Source organism: Methanosarcina sp. DH1 (assembly GCF_020804205.1).
Taxonomy (GTDB): domain Archaea; phylum Halobacteriota; class Methanosarcinia; order Methanosarcinales; family Methanosarcinaceae; genus Methanosarcina; species Methanosarcina vacuolata.
The window spans coordinates 21,838-37,964 of sequence record NZ_WJBJ01000011.1 but is presented as its reverse complement, the minus strand read 5'-3'; the positions used below and the strand labels follow the sequence as shown (position 1 = coordinate 37,964).

Below are 16,127 nucleotides of genomic sequence, written 5' to 3'. Positions count from 1 at the left end.
CTTCAGATCTTCCCAAAAACTATGATCTTCTTCGTGTGTATTACCACAATTTGAGCATTTATATCGACCAATGTTGATTTCTCCAAGACCTTCTTTAGTATGRGGATTATAGCCATTATGAACCATTGGAGTACTACAAATTGAACAGACTGGAGGAATTTTTCTACGAAAAATTCCTCGTGTGGTATATTCATAATCGTTTCCAAAACAACCAAAAACATCTAAGAGAGCAGGGAGCTCCGAAAAGTTATTAAGAGTAAGGTTTATAGTTACCATTGTTTTTGCCGTAACATCATTACATAATTATAGAATTATAATTTTGTGTAGTGATGTTACACTTACTTTTATCACTAGATTTTGGGACTGAGTCTATTTAACCCTTTATTTTTCTAAAACTTTTACATCAATGCAGCTTTAAGACTACTTAAAGCGTATAGAATTTCTTGAGCTGTATCTAGAGATGCAAACCAAATAACTAAAAAAGCAACTAATCAAGACAAAGCCCAAAACCATTTCCCATAATAAAAGTTATGTTTACTTCTACATCTATTGTGATAGTAATAACTACTCCGTCTCATATTCATTAAATTAACACTAGGTAATAAAAATATAAATATTACTATACAGATTTTTGTCTGTTTAGTATTTTTCATTTTAGTCCATTAATTAACATAGTCTATAGTAATTTCCAATTTATTCGCACAATTTCTGAGAATGAATCCTTTTTATTCATTACAAATTAATTAATATTATATGTATTATAAAGCAAAAATTATGTTAATTACTTTATTAAATATGGTTTTCACATTTCTCAAAGGTCATAAAATGTATTATATTAGTTTTTGATTTAAAAAAATATATGCATTTATATAGTATCAATATAAGAAATATATTTCAATGAGTGAAAATTGGAGTAAAGTGACCAAATCTTTATCCTATCTTGTAGTGAATAGAAAATGGTTTTTATGGACAGCTTTAATAGTAGGCGGTTTCTTCTTTCTGAATAAAAGGTACACATCAGTTAATGGTTTATTTAAAACGGTTGATGTGATAATTTTGCTATTTTGGATTTCTTTAATTATCATGCCTTTTTTTCAAGAAATCAACTTCTATGGTTTGAAGTTGAAGAAAGAAATAGATGAATTAAAGTTTGATATTAATAGACAATTTATCGACTTAAGTAAAGAGTTTATTATTTTAAGGTCAGAAATTAACAATTCTAATGAAAATCATTCACAACTAACAAGTACTGTTGTTTTTCCACCTTTATCGGATTCTCAATTATCCAAAAGAGAAGGAATAGACAGGCAAATTTTAGAAGAAACACTTGAAGCTTGGGGAATAAAAAAGCCTTCCAATGAATCAGAATTAACAAAAGCTCCAGATGATGTTTTGTATTTATTCTCAGTTCGTTATCAAATAGAAAAAGAACTAAAACGTGTATTTAACGAGATTTCTCCTATCAGTAATGAGATTTCTCATAACAATAATTTTAGACATCTTCCAACATCTAGAATGGTTGAATATCTAAAACGTTTAGATTATATAGATTCAAATGTGGCTAACATAATTATGCAAATACTCGGAATAACCAATAGGGCAATTCACGGAGAAGATATTTCCAAAGGCCAATTTAATTTTGTTCATGGCACTGCACCTGATTTAATTGCTATTTTGAAAGGAATTACCTGATAAGTAGATATCCTGACATTTCAAAGACCTAAAAGATGAACCTTGAATTAATCCATATATCACCGGTTAGGGCAACAAGTGGGGACAACAACTTATGTAAGAAACTATACCTTCTGACAAAATGTCATATAATGACATTCAAAGTGTCTAAAATTAAAAACACATTTTTATATTTGTACTTACTTATTAAGATTTAGTAAAGTCTGACTGGATGTGCTTCCTTATTCATTTTCACTATATTATTATGTATATCTATATCAGGTAACGGCTACAAGTTATTCATTTTTTTTCAGAAACCGAAAAAACTTATTGAACTAGTTGGGATTGAACATTATTTTACTTATTATCCAGTTCAGTGAGTCTGAAAGATAAACATTTTTTGACAGATCTTTTTTCAGAGTTAGCGATTATTTTAATATTATCAGTGTGTAATACCAACGCATGCCCTCAGAGTCTCACAGGGACGAAGATCTTTTCGAGTCCCAGTATATTGAAAAATACCTGAGCGAGTACGCGAGTATTTCGTCAATAGTACGTGAGGCGTTGCCTTTTGAACTTATTGCTACTGTTGGGGGAGTAGTTGCAGGAATTATACTTTCCGGAATGACAAATGAACTTGGAATGATCCCGGGACTGCTTGTGATTTATCCCGGGGTGCTTGGGCTCAGGGGAAATATTTCCTCGACCCTTGGTTCAAGGCTTGGAAGTGCAATTCACCTGGGGCTGATTACAGATCTCGACAGGCATAATCCCGAACTCATGAATAATATCTCCGGTTCCCTGATCCTGAGTGTTATTACCGCTTTTATTCTCGGAATCCTCGGTCACTTTGTAACTCTTGCTCTGGGCTTTGAAAGTGCCGGAGTCTTAAAACTTACCCTTATCTGTGTGATTTCAGCCTTTACATCCGGGGTAATTCTCTCTTTTGTTGCAGCTCTACTGGCTGTAGGAATGTTCAGATTTGGTTTTGATCCTGATAACGTTGTTACGCCTTCGATTGCAACTATCGGGGATATTGTCTCTATGCTCATGCTTTTCCTCTCTGCCAAATTGGTGGTGATGTTTTGAGGAAAAGAGGGCATCATACTCCTTACTACACAATCAATGGTATTATTCAGCGAGGGCTACCAGTACTTATAATCACATGTGTAATGGGAATCCTTGTAGGGCAGCTTCTTAACTCAAGAGAAAAAAGCCTTATATCTATGCCAGCGATACTGATTCTAATTCCTTCCCTTATCAAAATCGGAGGGGATACAGGCAGCATGCTTGGAGCCAGGCTTTCATCGGCTTTCCACATGGGGCTCGGAGATAATCTCAGGAGTAACCCGGTCGTACACAATAGTGTTATTGCAGCTTCAATCGTAGGATTTGTTTCTTCAATTTCTGTCAGCATACTGGTCTATCTGGCAAGCAGTTTCCTGGGGTTTGGGATGCCTTATTTCACCCTTCTGGAAATCAGCCTCATAGCCGTTATCATAGAGCTTGTCGTTGTGTATTCTGCAACTGTCGCCATAGCTTTTATTTCCCACAGGTTTGGGATAGACCCTGATGATACGGTCATTCCTTTCATAGCAAGCCTTGGAGACCTGGTGGGGGTTACAGGAATTTTTATAGCTCTTTACTTTTTAAAAATATTATAAAAATCCTTTAATACTTCAATTAAATACTTCAATTAAATATCAGTTGCAATATTATTAATATGTTATATTTTACCCAGGTTCTTAAAGCCTGAATAATCAAAAAGTAATAATTAATAATTAATAATTACTATTAGTATATACTCATACACACCAGCACAAGGTAGAGTTGATCTAGAGACCATGTTCCCTAAAGAATTCAGATACAGTCCAAAGAATCTCAAGGATCTTTTGACTGAGATGAAGGACACTTCCGAACTCATGGTGGATCTTGCATACTCTGCAATGATTTACGATGATGAGGACGTTGCTGAAGAGGTACTTAATCTTGAAGATAAGATGGATACCCTCGATTATCATATTAAAATGGCCGCGATGTTAAGCACACGCAGGGTTGACGAGGCTGAAGGCCTCCTGGGAGTTTTACAGGTTGCTGCGTGTTCGGAAAATATCGCTAATGCCGCAGGCGATATTGCCAAGATAGTTCTCATGAATATGGGAATTCCGATGGAACTGAAAATAGCTCTCAGGGATGCGGAAGAGACCATAGTCAGAGCAACAGTCGCCGCAGAATCTTCAATGGCAGGACGCACGCTTGGAGACCTCGAGCTTGATATCGAGACAGGCATGTGGATTATTGCTATAAGGAGAAATGAAGACTGGATTTATGACCCTGACAAAGAAACTCGTCTTCGGCAAGGCGATGTTTTGATTGCCAGAGGGCATGATGAAGGAGTCACGCTATTTTTCGAGATGGCCACAACAAAAAAATTCGTACCTAAGGAGATCGAACACAATAAACTTTTAAAAGACCTTGAGCATGCAGTGGATATTATAGTAGATATGAAGAACATGTCCGAACTCTCAGTAGGGCTTGCATACTCTGCTATTCTTTTTGACAACGAGGATATTGCATATGAGGTTAGTGCCCTGGAGTCCGAAATGGACTCTATGAAATATGAACTTCAGCACTGGGTGCTTGAAACCGCAAAGCATTTTGAGGATGTGAACATGCTCCGGGGAATCCTCCACCTTGCAAGTGCCTCTGAAGCTATTTCCGATGCCGCCTACGGAATTGCGGATACCGTGCTCAGGGACATAGAACTCCACCCCATTATCACTCTCGCAGTCAGGAATTCCGAAGAAGTCATAACCAGGCTCCAGGTAGAGAAATGCTCTCCTATAGTCGGAAAGACTTTTTTTGAATTGAAGCTTGAAACTGAAACCGGGCTGCACGTAATGGCAATAAAAAGGGCTGACCGCTGGGTCTATGCTCCGAAAGGCAATACGGTTGTTCAGGCAGGAGATATGCTTATTGCACGCGGGTCAAGGATTGGAGAAGGGGCGCTTATAGAAATGTGTGAGTGTAAACTGAACCAGTAATCCCCTTTGGTAATTTTCACTATTTCCTGCTGCTGAACAGGCTCATTCACAGGAAATATAAACTGAAATGAAAGTTTCGGAATAGTTACATTTTTTATTTTATTATTTTTGATTTGTAACTTTTTTGTAACTTCCTGGCAGCTTACTAGCTCCCTGTTTTTATATATCTGGCTATATTTTTATATTTCTGGCTACATATTACTATGTGGGAGTTTTGAGTATGGCAGTTATTGGGCTTTCAAGAAACAAAGATACTCTGGAATCCGTAAAAGTGGCAGTAGAGCTTGCAGGAGGGCTTGGGATTAAAAAAGGGTCTACTGTACTGATCAGGCCAAATGCAAACACCGCAGACCCGCCTCCGGGTTCGACAAATCCCGAGGTCCTGAAGGGAGCTATACGGGAAGCAAGAAAATGCAATCCTAAAAAAATTATTGTTGCTGAGAAATCAATGACCACGCTGGATACTGAAATGGTACTAAGGAAGCTTGGGCTCTGGCAGGCTGCGGAAGCAGAAGGAGCAGACGAAATCCTTACTTTTGACCACATGAAGCGCTATCATATGAAGCCTGATGGTGCTTCTTCCTGGCCTGTAGGTTTTTATGTTCCCGAATTTCTTGATTCGGTGGATTATGTGATTGCGCTTCCTGTAATCAAAACTCACTGGACTGCAACCTTTACCATGGGCTTGAAATCACAGATTAGCATAACTGCAGATCCCGACAGGAGGCAGCTTCCTCACGGCCTGCACATGGACGCACTTTTCGGGAATATGATTGCCGAATCAAATCTCATTTATAAGCCTGATTTCTATATTTCGGATGCAACAAAATGCTTTGTTACCGGAGGCCCTGATCTTGGAACTCTTAGAGAGCCTGGTATTGTGCTGGCAAGCTCGGATGTGGTCGCAAACGATGTTACGGGTCTTGCTCTCCTGAAAACTCTTGACACGGTTCCGAAAATCCAGGATCATTCAGTCTGGTCCCAACCCCAGATCAAAAGGGCGGTAGAACTTGGGCTAGGAGTACGCGGCAGGGAAGAAATAACTGTAAAAAGCTCAGGGGTTAAGGAAATCGAAGAGATTCTTTCCAATCTTGCTTGATTGCGTCCTGGAATCATTTGGTGGAGATAGCAAAGGGCAGGAAAATAAGGCATGTATGCCTCTATGTAGGCTTCAATAAATCGAATAATCGAATTTCCTGCCACTTGAATTTATTAAGGCTCTTCACCATTTTCTATGGATAAGATGATTTTCAATTCAAGGCCGCATTGGGGCCGCATTGGTTAACATGAAAATGCTGCCATCTGCAAGCATTTTCAGTGGTTGTGCATGTTATTCAAAGAATATCATGTTCGTTTTTATGAGAAAATTATGAGGATATACATATAAAACAGCGAAGAGCCAAAATCCACATTTAACAGCCTTTATAGTTAACAGCCTTTATAGTTAACAGACTTATAGTTAACAGCCTTATAGTAATTTTGACGTAACTCTAAAGTAATTTTATTTTATCTTGATTCCGATTTCCCTTTTTTGCCTCTGATTTATCCTGACTGTACAAATATGCTCACACGTTACCATAATTTATTTATTTTCTACGTTACCATAGATTATGGGGGAATTTTTATGAAATGCGAAAGCTGTGGAGTAGAGAGTGAAGGAAGATACTGCAAGAAATGTGGAGAAATAATGGATGAAGTTGTAAGGCAGGTAGGAGAAGCACGCTGGGCTGCAATGGACGATTGCTCATTTATATATCCACTTGTCCAGCGCGTAGCTAAAGGAGAACTTACAGTCCACGATATTATTCAATCCCTTGATGTGGAAGACTAAACTGCTTATCTCAGGGCTTTATCATTAGTTCCTGAAGACGACTTGCAGGGCTTTTCTTCTGAGATTTAATGTAAGGCTTTACGACGAGGTTAGCGGAGGAACTAACCTTGTGCCTGCCAGATCTCTCGCTTGGAATAATTACTGAAGGAGTATACGCTTCAAATCAGGTCTCTAACTATGCTGAAACCGATATTTTGAGATTGCTTATAGCCCAGCCTTAGCTTTAAGCCTTAAAGTTATATCTCTTTAGCTTTAATATTTCAGTGTTGAGCAGTTTTCCTGCTGTCAGGAGCTGGTGCCATCTATGAACAGAAAGACCGGTAAAGTTGTTCTGATATTCTTGTTTGCAGCAATGGTTTTCATTTCGGGGTGTGTCCAGAATGAGAAAGCCCAGACGCCTGTAAATAAGGAGTCTCCCGAAACCGGTAAAGGGGATGAGAGCATGAACATTCAAAGTATAAAGGTTTCTAGCAGCGCATTTGTATCTAACGGCAGTATTCCAGAAAAATACACATGTGATGGGCAAAACATAAATCCACCACTGGAATTCGAAGGAATTCCTGAAAAGGCTGAGAGTTTAGTACTCATAGTAGACGATCCTGACGCTCCCGAAAAGACATTTACACACTGGATTGTCTGGAACATAGAGCCTGTGGCGAAAATAGAAGAAGATAGTATACCTGGGGTTGAGGGTTTAAACGATTTCAAGGAAATTGGATACGGAGGGCCATGCCCATCCTCAGGTACTCACAGGTATTTCTTCCGGGTCTATGCTCTGGACAAGAATCTGGACCTTAAAGCAGGAGCAGTAAGAAAAAGCCTTGAAAATGAAATGATAGGACATATCATTGCTGAAGGGGAGTTGATGGGAAAATACAGAAAAAAATAATTTTGACTCTTCGCTATTCCCTATGGATAAGTTGATTTTCAATTCAAGACCGTCCTTGGTTTTTATGAGGACATTATGAGGATAGCCGCACAAAACAACAAAGAGCCATAATTTTCTTACGGGGGAAAAAGAGTGGAAGAAAAGCAAAAAGCTGAATTGAATCCTGATTATTTCGAAAATCCCGGAAGCGGCCTGGAAAAAGCAACCTTTGCTGCAGGCTGTTTCTGGGGCATTGAAGAGGCTTTCAGGCAGGTTAAAGGTGTAGTTGCAACTGCTGTTGGCTTCAGCGGCGGGCATTTTGAACGCCCTACTTATGAACAGGTCTGCACCCTTGATACCGGGCATGCCGAAGCAGTTCGTGTGATTTTCGACCCGAAAGTGGTGTCTTATGAAACCTTACTTGATGTCTTCTGGAAAATCCATGACCCCACTACAAAGGACAGGCAGGGCCCTGATATCGGAAAGCAATACCGCTCAGTTATCTTTTACCATGATGAGAAGCAAAAAGCTGCGGCGTTAGCTTCAAAAGAAAAGCTCGAAAAATCAGGGGTTTTCAAAAATTCGATAGTCACTGAGATTGTGCCGATTTCCGATTTTTATATGGCTGAAGAGTATCACCAGCAGTATTTTGAAAAGAAGGGTTTTCTGCAGAATATACTCCGAGGCTTCAAGAAATAAACCCCAAAAAGAAAAACGCCACTTAACAATTTAAATCAAAAAAATAACCTTTAAAATAGCCTTTTAGCTGAATAGCGCTTAACTTGTATTCCTGTTACTTCCTAGCATATTTTTTGTTTTTCTAACTCTTTTTGTTTTGTTAGATAATTTGATAAACATTCTACCAAATACATAGAGTAACTCATTAATTTTTGAGGCAATGTTATTTAGAGGCAATGTTATTTTGAGGCAATGTTATTTAGAGGCAATGTTATTTTGAGGCAATGTTATTTTGAGGCAATGTTATTTTGAGGCAATGTTATTTTGAGGCAATGTTATGCGTTTTAAAATTCTAGCCGCTGCAATGTTAATTTTGTTGGGGATTGTCGTTTTTTCTGTTTATTCTGGTTCCAGTAACGAGGGCATCCCGGATGACAAAGAGATTATTCAAAAAATAGAGGTTAATAACAGCAATTTCTTTGAGGTTTCGGAAGATTGGGATGGCTTTGAAGCAGTAGTCATAGATACCGATGAATTTAGAAAGGATGCAGATAAGGGAAATGTGACCCTTAAATTGATGGGAGAAAATTTTAAGATTAGAATACAGAAGGCTTCCAGAATAAACGGTGAAAATGAATACTATTATTACACAGGACAGATTATCGGAAGTAAAGAGGGAACATCTGACTTGTATGTAGACGGAGAATATTTATATGGGTCTGTTGAACCCGGAGAGCCGTGGAATGTTACATACAATATTGCCCATACTGACAAAAGATATAACGGAAAAATAGTCCATGTTATATTTATGCAAGATTGGGAAAAAGAAAAGGAAAGGCTGGAAAAGATGGAAATTGATCCTTTACAATTTTTCCTCACAAATAGTGATTTCAAAAAGCATGTAATGTCTATTGAGATTTTTGATTTTAATAATAAGTCCGTGTTCAAAGAAAACTACACAATAGACCCTGAGGAAAAGATTTCCTCACCGAAAATAAATGCCGAGATGGGACAATACAGGTATGAAATGATTCTGGACAATAAATTTACTTTTGAACAGAAAATACAGGCAGATTACGCAGCTGATGTTAGTTCTTCAGAAACACTAGACATCTACATTTCGGATGATCCAGAAAACCCTGTTACGTTTGGAATTACAGTTGCCTGAGTAAATTTTTGTAACTCGTATGAAGGGTAATATGAAGCTCGTATAAAGGGTAATATGAAGCTATAAAAGTAAAGCTGCATATTCTCTTTATATATATTACTTTATATAAGCTAAAGTATTAATCTATTTTCTAAGTTTTTTATTTTATAGGTTATAAAGTCAAGATTTCAGTTATTTTTATACTTTATAGACTAAGATTAATATATCTCATAATGATACTTACTTTTTGAGGAAAAGTTATGCGTGTTATAATTATAATTACTGCAGCTCTAATCTTGTTGGGAATTGTAATTTTTTCGGTTCCTTCTGATTCAAACAGCGGGGTCATTTCTGATAATAAAAATCTGATTCTAAAAATAGAGAATAATAGCAGTTTTCTTGAGTCTCCTATAGAATGGGGCGGTTTTAAAATAGCAACAGCAGATATTGACAAAATCAGGGAAACCTCTGTTAGTGAAAATTCAAAGAAGAATTTGTCGGAAACTGATGAGAACGCTATATTTAAAGAAATAAAATTTGACAGGAATTCAATTGTGGCTCCTGAATCATGTGATAGTTTTGAAACTGTAATAGTGAACCCTGCGAGGTTCAGGGAGTTAGCCTCGAACGGAACTGTAAACCTGGACCTCATGGGAGAGGACTATGAACTTAAACTTCAAGAAAGAGAGATTCAAAAGCCAAATGTAAATTCTTATATGGGATACATTGCCGGAAAACCGCAAAGTAGTGTTTTTTTCACAGTAAAAGACGAGTCAATTGACGGTTGTATCAATGTGGATTTTTTCAATCAATCATATGGGATTGCTTCAACTGACGAGAAGTATGATGGGAAAATTGTCCATCTTCTGTGGAAATATTATAATGAAGGAGGAGAGGAAGAAATTAAGAAAAATCACTCGTTAGATCCATTAGAATTTTCTCTGAAAAATAATGATAAGAAGAGCCATGAAATCCATATCGAGCTTTTGGATTTCTATAATAAATCTGTATTCAAAGAAAACTATACAATGAATCCTGAGGATGAAATCTCTTCGCCTGAAATAACTGTCGAACCGGGATACTACAGGTATAAAATTATTTTAGATAATAAATTTACTTTTGAACAAAGAGTAACGGCAAGTTACGCTGCTAATTTAGGTGGTTCAGAAAAAATTTATCTCAATATCCGTGACGATCCGGATAACCCTATTGAATTCATAAGTGAAATTTCCTGAGTAAATTTTTTTTCTTTTTCTTTTTCTTTTTCTTTTTCTTTTTCTTTTTCTTTTTCTTTTTCTTTTTCTTTTTCTTTTTCTTTTCTTGCTGCAGTTGAAAAGAACTTTATTCCTAATACAAGACTTCCTTTATTCAAGAGTCGAGATAATTATTTACCTTCCCTTATCCTATTTTTCCTCATGATTTTTGACCCTATCACTATCTGCACCCTGGAACTTCAGAACCGATTTGTAAGGTCCGCAACTCACGAATTTCTGGCTGAAGAAGACGGAACGCCCACTTCCCGGCTCGGAGACCTTTATGAAGAGCTTGCAAAAAATGAGGTCGGGCTGATCATAACCGGCTATTCTTATGTCCTTCCGGGAGGACAGAGTGATATCTACCAGCAGGGCATCTATGATGACCGTTTTATCGAACCTTATCGGAAGATAACCGAAAAGGTGCACAGGTACAAAAGCAAAATTGCGCTCCAGATCGTTCACGGAGGGCGGCAGGCAAGTGTTTCGGATGAATATCCGGTCCCAATGGCTCCTTCGGAAGTAAAAGACAGCCATTCGGCAGTTATGCCGAGAGAAATGACCGAACAGGAAATCCTGGAAGTAATCGAAGCTTTTACAAAGGCAGCGGTCAGGGCGAAAAAAGCGGGTTTTGATGGAGTACAGCTTCACTGTGCCCACGGCTTTCTCCTAAGTAATTTCATATCTCCCTATACGAACAGGCGGACTGACCGCTGGGGAGGCTCGGTAGAAAACCGGTCAAGGATAATCACGGAAATTGTCAGGCGCATAAAAGAAGAAGCTGGAGATTCTTTTCCCGTTCTGGTCAAACTGAATGCAACCGATGGCTTCCAGCCCTGTTGTTCAAAGGCTGAACTGGGACTTGACATTTACCAGGCAGTAGAAATTGCAAAGCTTCTGGAAAAGGCTGGAGTCTGTGCAATTGAGGTAAGCGGAGGAATCGGTGAAGCTGGTGGGGTAACTATAAGGACTGCAATCAATAACCCTGCAAAAGAAGCATATTTCAAGGATTGCTCTAAAGCCATAAAAAGTGCAGTAAACATTCCGGTTATTCTTGTTGGCGGCATCAGGTCGCTTTCGGTTATTAATGACCTGCTTGAAAACGGGTCTGCAGACCTGATTTCAATGAGCAGGGCCTTTATCAGTGAACCTGACATTGTTTTGAAATTCAAATCAGGGAACGTTAAAAAAGCAAGGTGCGTATCATGCAACCTTTGTTTTGATCCTGAGGGCATAAGCTGCAATTTCCAGTTTGAGTAAAGATTGGAGTGAACTACTCCTCCCGGAACCCTTCACCTAACGGCTCAGGTTCCAGGGAAGAGTGTTCATCAAGAACTGGAATCCAATTCTCCAGGTTTAACTGAAGAAACAATCTGTCACGCCCTTGTCCATATTCATTCTTTCGATATTCTGCACATTTAAATCCAAATTTGTCACAATAAATATGCCGGGCTCGTAAATTGTTTGGATCAACAGTTAAGAAAACAATAGATAATCCGTTCTTTTTCAGGTGAATGAGAGATTGTAGTAAGAGATAACATCCATATCCTTTTTCCTGGCTTTCTTTCTCTACTGCTATCTCTAATAGATAAGCAAATCTGGGATTATCCCATTCTTTCATAAATATAGCAAAACCTTTCAAGGAGTTACACGCAAAGAGACCGAAAGCGTGTCCATATCTTAGATAAGGTACCAAAGACCAGTTACTAAGTATATTCTCATCAAAAGCATCATAATCAATTTCAAGCATTCTCGTGATATTTTCTTCATCTTTCTTAATTGATCGAACATTAATTTTTTGCTCGTTTACCTTATTAATAAGCTCAACTCCTCAAAAATACTATTTATGTACAGTTCGTTTTTGGTCTTTGCCTATTTTAAATCATGTTCTTGAATTTTTGTTGTTATTCTTCATATCATGTTTTGCTCTTTACATCTTGTTTTGCTCTTTACATCTTGTTTTACTCTTTACATCCTATTTCAGACAGTGTATAGTTAATCTGGATTTATACTTTCTATGCACACGTATGTTTCATTCTAAATATTTAAGACAAATTTTGTTAAGTTATCTGGATTAAAGCAACTTGCCTTGAATAATAAAAGTTGCGGTGGCGCACTCCGCAGCAAGCTAGCGGGGTATTCGACTGAAATAAATATCTCTTACTCTCAATTACCCTTACAACCAATGTTTCATTTGCTCACATTAGAGCTTCAGAGATACAAAACTTTTAAACATTAGTTTTATGACGATTCCCAGAATTAGTTCTCATAACACCTTCACACAATTTAATAAATTATATTTGGACCTCGATAATATATCTTTGTTTATATAAATAACATTAGAGAGCCATTATGTTATATTCGATATATGAAAGCAAAAACATATTCAGGATATATAAAGCAAAAATAGATATCATTCAAAAAATTACTCGGTTTTCAAGAGTTATTTTTGATCAGTCCGGTTTACTTTTCCTTTATTATAGTACCAGGCCGAACTTAATAGTTTAGCGTGATCTTTATCATCGCGATTTTATAATAAGGGCAGCCATTAAAGATATTTTTTTATAATAGATGGATACAAAAGAGATAAGCCTTCCAGGCAATTAACAGGACTCTGGTTTATATTTTTGCCGGGTCTGCTACCTTAAAATATTTGTGAGGAATGTGAGAATGTCAGAAGAGAACCGTGTCGGTAGTAAGATACGCCAGCTTAGAGAAGCCAGGGAAATGACCGTTGAAGAATTGGCTGAAGCCAGTCAGAGCAGCGAGGAGTTAATCCAGCAGCTAGAAAACGGAGCCCTGGTTCCTTCCTTAACACCTCTTTTAAAGATTGCCCGGGCTTTAGGCGTCCGCCTCGGTACTTTTCTGGACGATATGCCCCAGAGCGGACCTGTAATTGTCAGGGCAGGGCTTTCAGAGAATGTAGTCCGTTTTTCGGGGAAGACTGAGAAACCCAGGAAAAGTGCTCTTGAGTTTTATTCCCTTGCCTCCGATAAAGCAGACCGCAATATGGAGCCCTTCATCATTGATATTCATCCGTCTCCCGAGGAAAGTCACCAGCCCTCTTCTCACGAAGGAGAGGAGTTCATTTATATCCTTTCCGGAGAAATCGAGATCTTCTACGGAAAGGACGTCCACAGACTAAGCGCCGGAGACAGTATTTATTATGACTCAATTATCCCGCATGATGTCCATGCAGCAGGGAAAGAGGACGCAAAAATTCTAGCTGTGATCTATGCACCTCTGTAAAGCCGCAGTCAGGTAGATGAGAAAGTGGGCACTTACTTTTAACTGGCTGGAAACTCCAGATTTGAGAAATTAAACGCAAGTATTTAGAGTTAAGGAATCAAAAATGTTCAGTACAATTGTTAGTCCGCGCTTTGGGGACATAGACGGGCTTGGGCATGTGAATAACACTGTCCTCCCGGTCTGGTTCGAAATTGGAAGAAACTCAGTATTCCGGCTTTTTTCACCGGACCTTGATCTTAGCCCTGATGTATGGCACCTGATTCTTGTCAGGACCGAGTTTGATTTTCTGCACCAGATGTATTTCAGGTCGGACGTGGAGATAAGAACTTTCATTACAAAGATAGGAAACAGCTCATTTACTGTCGGGCATGAGGCGTGGCAGGAGGGCGAGCTCAAGGTGAAAGGTCAGGCAGTCCTGGTTTATTATGACTTCAAGCTCCAGAAAGCAATGCCCCTTCCTGATCCAATCCGCGAAATTCTGACCACGCATATGTTTCCTGCGATGGATAATGCTGAAACGGATACGGATTCCCCTTGCTCAATTTGAATTTATTTAACTGACTGCCCGCAAACCGAACTTAGTAGAGCACATGAGAATTCTCTGTTCGCAAATCAACGTCTCTAAAAAGTTGATAATTCAAGTGAGAGGCTAATACAATGAATCTTATAGAAGAGTCCCTCGGTAATTACTTTGAAAAACAGGTGGCTGTAGACCCTGACCACGAGTTTATAATTTATCCTGACCGCAACCTTCGTTTTACTTATGGGCAGTTCAATGAAAGGGTTAATAACCTTGCAAAAGGGCTGTTAGCTATAGGGATAACAAAAGGGGATCATGTAGGAATCTGGGCAAAAAATGTTCCTGATTGGCTTACCTTCATGTTTGCTACGTCAAAGATCGGAGCAGTACTTGTTACTGTAAATACTGCCTACAAAAGCCATGAGGTCGAATATGTGTTAAAACAGTCCGATATGAAGGCCCTGGCTATGATTGATAGCTATAGAGACGTTGATTATCTAGAAATAATTAATGAATTGGTCCCTGAGCTAAAAACCTCTGAGAGAGGGAGATTAAAAAGCAAAAACTTTCCCTATCTTAAGAGTATAATCTACGTAGGACAGGAAAAACACCGTGGTATGTATAACACAAGTGAGCTTCTGCTTCTTGGCAGCCATTATCCCGATGACAATCTCCGCGAGATTATGGCCAGTGTTGACTGTGACGATGTTGTCAATATGCAGTATACATCAGGTACGACAGGTTTTCCTAAAGGAGTCATGCTGACCCATAAAAATATCCTGAATAATGGGCTTTCTATCGGAGACCGCCAGAGGTTCACCTATGTAGATAAACTCTGTTTTCCGGTACCACTTTTCCATTGTTTTGGGATAGTACTCGGAGTTATGGCAGTTCTGACTCACAGAGCAACGCTTGTTATGCTCGAGATTTTTGACCCTCTATTGGTGCTTGCTGCGGTACACAAAGAGAAATGTACGGCTCTTTACGGCGTGCCTACAATGTTTATTGCCGAATATACGCATCCGATGTTTGACATGTTCGACCTATCTTCTCTCAGGACAGGGATTATGGCAGGTTCGACCTGTCCCGTGGAAGCCATGAAAAAGGTCGTAAATGATATGCACTGCTATCAGATTACCAGTGTTTACGGGCTTACGGAAGCTTCTCCCGGCATGACTCAAACTGCTGTGGATGATCCTCTAGAACTCAGGGTCGAAACTGTTGGTAAGCATTTCCCGGGCGTAGAGGTAAGGGTTGTTGACCCCGATACCAATGAACCTGTGCCTTCAAACACTGTAGGAGAAATATGCTGTCGCGGGTATAATATAATGAAAGGTTACTATAAGATGCCTGAAGAAACGAAAAAAGTTATCGATGAAGGCGGCTGGCTTCATAGTGGAGACCTTGGAACCTGTGACGAAAATGGTTATTACAGGATTACAGGCAGGATTAAGGATATGATTATCCGGGGAGGAGAAAATATCTATCCCCGGGAGATTGAGGAACTCCTGCTTACCATGCCAGGAATTACAGATGTCCAGGTTGTTGGCATCCCCGACAAAAAATACGGGGAAATTGTAGGCGCCTTTGTGATTCTCAAGAAAGGGGCAGACCTTACAGAAGCCGATATCAGGGATTATGCCTTAAGCAAAATCGCCCGCTATAAGGTTCCAAAGCATGTATTCATTGTAGACGAATTCCCATTGACAGCAAGTGGTAAGATTCAAAAGTATAGGCTAAGGGAACTGGCTGTAGAACTTACTAAAAAACAGGAGATAGATAGCAATTGATTAAAGGCAGTAGCTATTGACAACTCTTGAGATTACATCATAAAAAGTTAATCAGTTATTCTTAACCACACAGGTT

Annotated in this window: 16 protein-coding genes and 1 pseudogene; 14 read left to right on the top strand and 3 right to left on the bottom strand. The window is 38.8% G+C overall.

Annotation, left to right across the window (positions count from 1 at the left end; all coding sequences use genetic code 11):
• Positions 1–276: pseudogene (locus tag FXW07_RS05945) on the bottom strand (ISNCY family transposase); the annotation flags it as partial.
• A gap of 621 nt (positions 277–897) precedes the next feature.
• On the opposite strand from FXW07_RS05945, the gene FXW07_RS05940 reads away from it, so the two are divergent.
• From FXW07_RS05940 to FXW07_RS05895, 10 genes are all read left to right on the top strand, one after another.
• Positions 898–1,692: a hypothetical protein gene (locus tag FXW07_RS05940; RefSeq protein WP_229394638.1), complete on the top strand. Its 795-nt coding sequence runs from the start codon at positions 898–900 to the stop codon at positions 1,690–1,692.
• 441 nt (positions 1,693–2,133) lie between these two features.
• Positions 2,134–2,760, top strand: a complete 627-nt coding sequence (locus FXW07_RS05935) for a magnesium transporter (protein WP_229394637.1) — start codon at positions 2,134–2,136, stop codon at positions 2,758–2,760.
• A gap of 83 nt (positions 2,761–2,843) precedes the next feature.
• The gene (locus tag FXW07_RS05930) at positions 2,844–3,335 is read left to right on the top strand and encodes a magnesium transporter (protein ID WP_229394713.1); all 492 of its coding nucleotides are present in this window, start codon (positions 2,844–2,846) and stop codon (positions 3,333–3,335) included.
• Between the two features lie 180 nt (positions 3,336–3,515).
• Complete coding sequence (locus tag FXW07_RS05925) at positions 3,516–4,715, top strand: potassium channel family protein (RefSeq protein ID WP_048120883.1); 1,200 nt, start codon at positions 3,516–3,518, stop codon at positions 4,713–4,715.
• Positions 4,716–4,935: 220 nt separating this feature from the next.
• The gene (locus tag FXW07_RS05920; RefSeq protein WP_229394636.1) at positions 4,936–5,814 is read left to right on the top strand and encodes a DUF362 domain-containing protein; all 879 of its coding nucleotides are present in this window, start codon (positions 4,936–4,938) and stop codon (positions 5,812–5,814) included.
• Between the two features lie 525 nt (positions 5,815–6,339).
• Positions 6,340–6,546 carry a hypothetical protein gene (locus FXW07_RS05915; RefSeq protein WP_229394635.1) on the top strand — a complete coding sequence of 69 codons (207 nt, stop codon included), beginning with the start codon at positions 6,340–6,342 and terminating at the stop codon, positions 6,544–6,546.
• Positions 6,547–6,850: 304 nt separating this feature from the next.
• Entirely contained in the window at positions 6,851–7,435 is a 585-nt protein-coding gene (locus FXW07_RS05910; RefSeq protein ID WP_229394634.1) for a YbhB/YbcL family Raf kinase inhibitor-like protein, read from the top strand.
• A 132-nt stretch (positions 7,436–7,567) separates the two neighbouring features.
• Positions 7,568–8,113 carry a peptide-methionine (S)-S-oxide reductase MsrA gene (gene msrA / locus FXW07_RS05905; RefSeq protein ID WP_229394633.1) on the top strand — a complete coding sequence of 182 codons (546 nt, stop codon included), beginning with the start codon at positions 7,568–7,570 and terminating at the stop codon, positions 8,111–8,113.
• Between the two features lie 316 nt (positions 8,114–8,429).
• Positions 8,430–9,260, top strand: a complete 831-nt coding sequence (locus FXW07_RS05900) for a hypothetical protein (protein WP_229394632.1) — start codon at positions 8,430–8,432, stop codon at positions 9,258–9,260.
• A gap of 239 nt (positions 9,261–9,499) precedes the next feature.
• Entirely contained in the window at positions 9,500–10,474 is a 975-nt protein-coding gene (locus tag FXW07_RS05895) for a hypothetical protein (RefSeq protein WP_229394631.1), read from the top strand.
• Here FXW07_RS05895 and FXW07_RS05890 read toward each other — a convergent pair.
• Positions 10,414–10,611 (bottom strand): hypothetical protein, encoded by a 198-nt coding sequence (locus FXW07_RS05890; protein ID WP_229394630.1) that lies wholly within the window; start codon positions 10,609–10,611, stop codon positions 10,414–10,416. The genes FXW07_RS05895 and FXW07_RS05890 overlap by 61 nt on opposite strands.
• Positions 10,612–10,654: 43 nt before the next feature.
• On the opposite strand from FXW07_RS05890, the gene FXW07_RS05885 reads away from it, so the two are divergent.
• Positions 10,655–11,752, top strand: coding sequence for an NADH:flavin oxidoreductase (locus tag FXW07_RS05885; protein WP_229394629.1), 1,098 nt, complete (start codon positions 10,655–10,657; stop codon positions 11,750–11,752).
• A 13-nt stretch (positions 11,753–11,765) separates the two neighbouring features.
• Here the strand turns inward: FXW07_RS05885 and FXW07_RS05880 are convergent, their stop codons facing one another.
• Positions 11,766–12,242, bottom strand: coding sequence for an N-acetyltransferase (locus FXW07_RS05880; RefSeq protein WP_229394628.1), 477 nt, complete (start codon positions 12,240–12,242; stop codon positions 11,766–11,768).
• Between the two features lie 920 nt (positions 12,243–13,162).
• Here FXW07_RS05880 and FXW07_RS05875 point away from each other — a divergent pair.
• The 3 genes from FXW07_RS05875 (at position 13,163) to FXW07_RS05865 (ending at position 16,051) form a co-directional block, all read left to right on the top strand.
• Entirely contained in the window at positions 13,163–13,741 is a 579-nt protein-coding gene (locus FXW07_RS05875) for an XRE family transcriptional regulator (protein WP_048120899.1), read from the top strand.
• Positions 13,742–13,844: 103 nt separating this feature from the next.
• Complete coding sequence (locus FXW07_RS05870) at positions 13,845–14,288, top strand: thioesterase family protein (protein WP_048120901.1); 444 nt, start codon at positions 13,845–13,847, stop codon at positions 14,286–14,288.
• A gap of 110 nt (positions 14,289–14,398) precedes the next feature.
• Positions 14,399–16,051, top strand: a complete 1,653-nt coding sequence (locus tag FXW07_RS05865) for an AMP-binding protein (RefSeq protein WP_229394627.1) — start codon at positions 14,399–14,401, stop codon at positions 16,049–16,051.
• Positions 16,052–16,127: the final 76 nt, after the last annotated feature.

Coding starts and splice junctions, on each gene's coding strand:
- FXW07_RS05940 (WP_229394638.1), top strand. CDS start 898: ATGAGTGAAAATTGGAGTAAAGTGACCAAATCTTTATCCTATCTTGTA.
- FXW07_RS05935 (WP_229394637.1), top strand. CDS start 2,134: ATGCCCTCAGAGTCTCACAGGGACGAAGATCTTTTCGAGTCCCAGTAT.
- FXW07_RS05930 (WP_229394713.1), top strand. CDS start 2,844: ATGGGAATCCTTGTAGGGCAGCTTCTTAACTCAAGAGAAAAAAGCCTT.
- FXW07_RS05925 (WP_048120883.1), top strand. CDS start 3,516: ATGTTCCCTAAAGAATTCAGATACAGTCCAAAGAATCTCAAGGATCTT.
- FXW07_RS05920 (WP_229394636.1), top strand. CDS start 4,936: ATGGCAGTTATTGGGCTTTCAAGAAACAAAGATACTCTGGAATCCGTA.
- FXW07_RS05915 (WP_229394635.1), top strand. CDS start 6,340: ATGAAATGCGAAAGCTGTGGAGTAGAGAGTGAAGGAAGATACTGCAAG.
- FXW07_RS05910 (WP_229394634.1), top strand. CDS start 6,851: ATGAACAGAAAGACCGGTAAAGTTGTTCTGATATTCTTGTTTGCAGCA.
- FXW07_RS05900 (WP_229394632.1), top strand. CDS start 8,430: ATGCGTTTTAAAATTCTAGCCGCTGCAATGTTAATTTTGTTGGGGATT.
- FXW07_RS05895 (WP_229394631.1), top strand. CDS start 9,500: ATGCGTGTTATAATTATAATTACTGCAGCTCTAATCTTGTTGGGAATT.
- FXW07_RS05885 (WP_229394629.1), top strand. CDS start 10,655: ATGATTTTTGACCCTATCACTATCTGCACCCTGGAACTTCAGAACCGA.
- FXW07_RS05880 (WP_229394628.1), bottom strand. CDS start 12,242: ATGCTTGAAATTGATTATGATGCTTTTGATGAGAATATACTTAGTAAC.
- FXW07_RS05875 (WP_048120899.1), top strand. CDS start 13,163: ATGTCAGAAGAGAACCGTGTCGGTAGTAAGATACGCCAGCTTAGAGAA.
- FXW07_RS05870 (WP_048120901.1), top strand. CDS start 13,845: ATGTTCAGTACAATTGTTAGTCCGCGCTTTGGGGACATAGACGGGCTT.
- FXW07_RS05865 (WP_229394627.1), top strand. CDS start 14,399: ATGAATCTTATAGAAGAGTCCCTCGGTAATTACTTTGAAAAACAGGTG.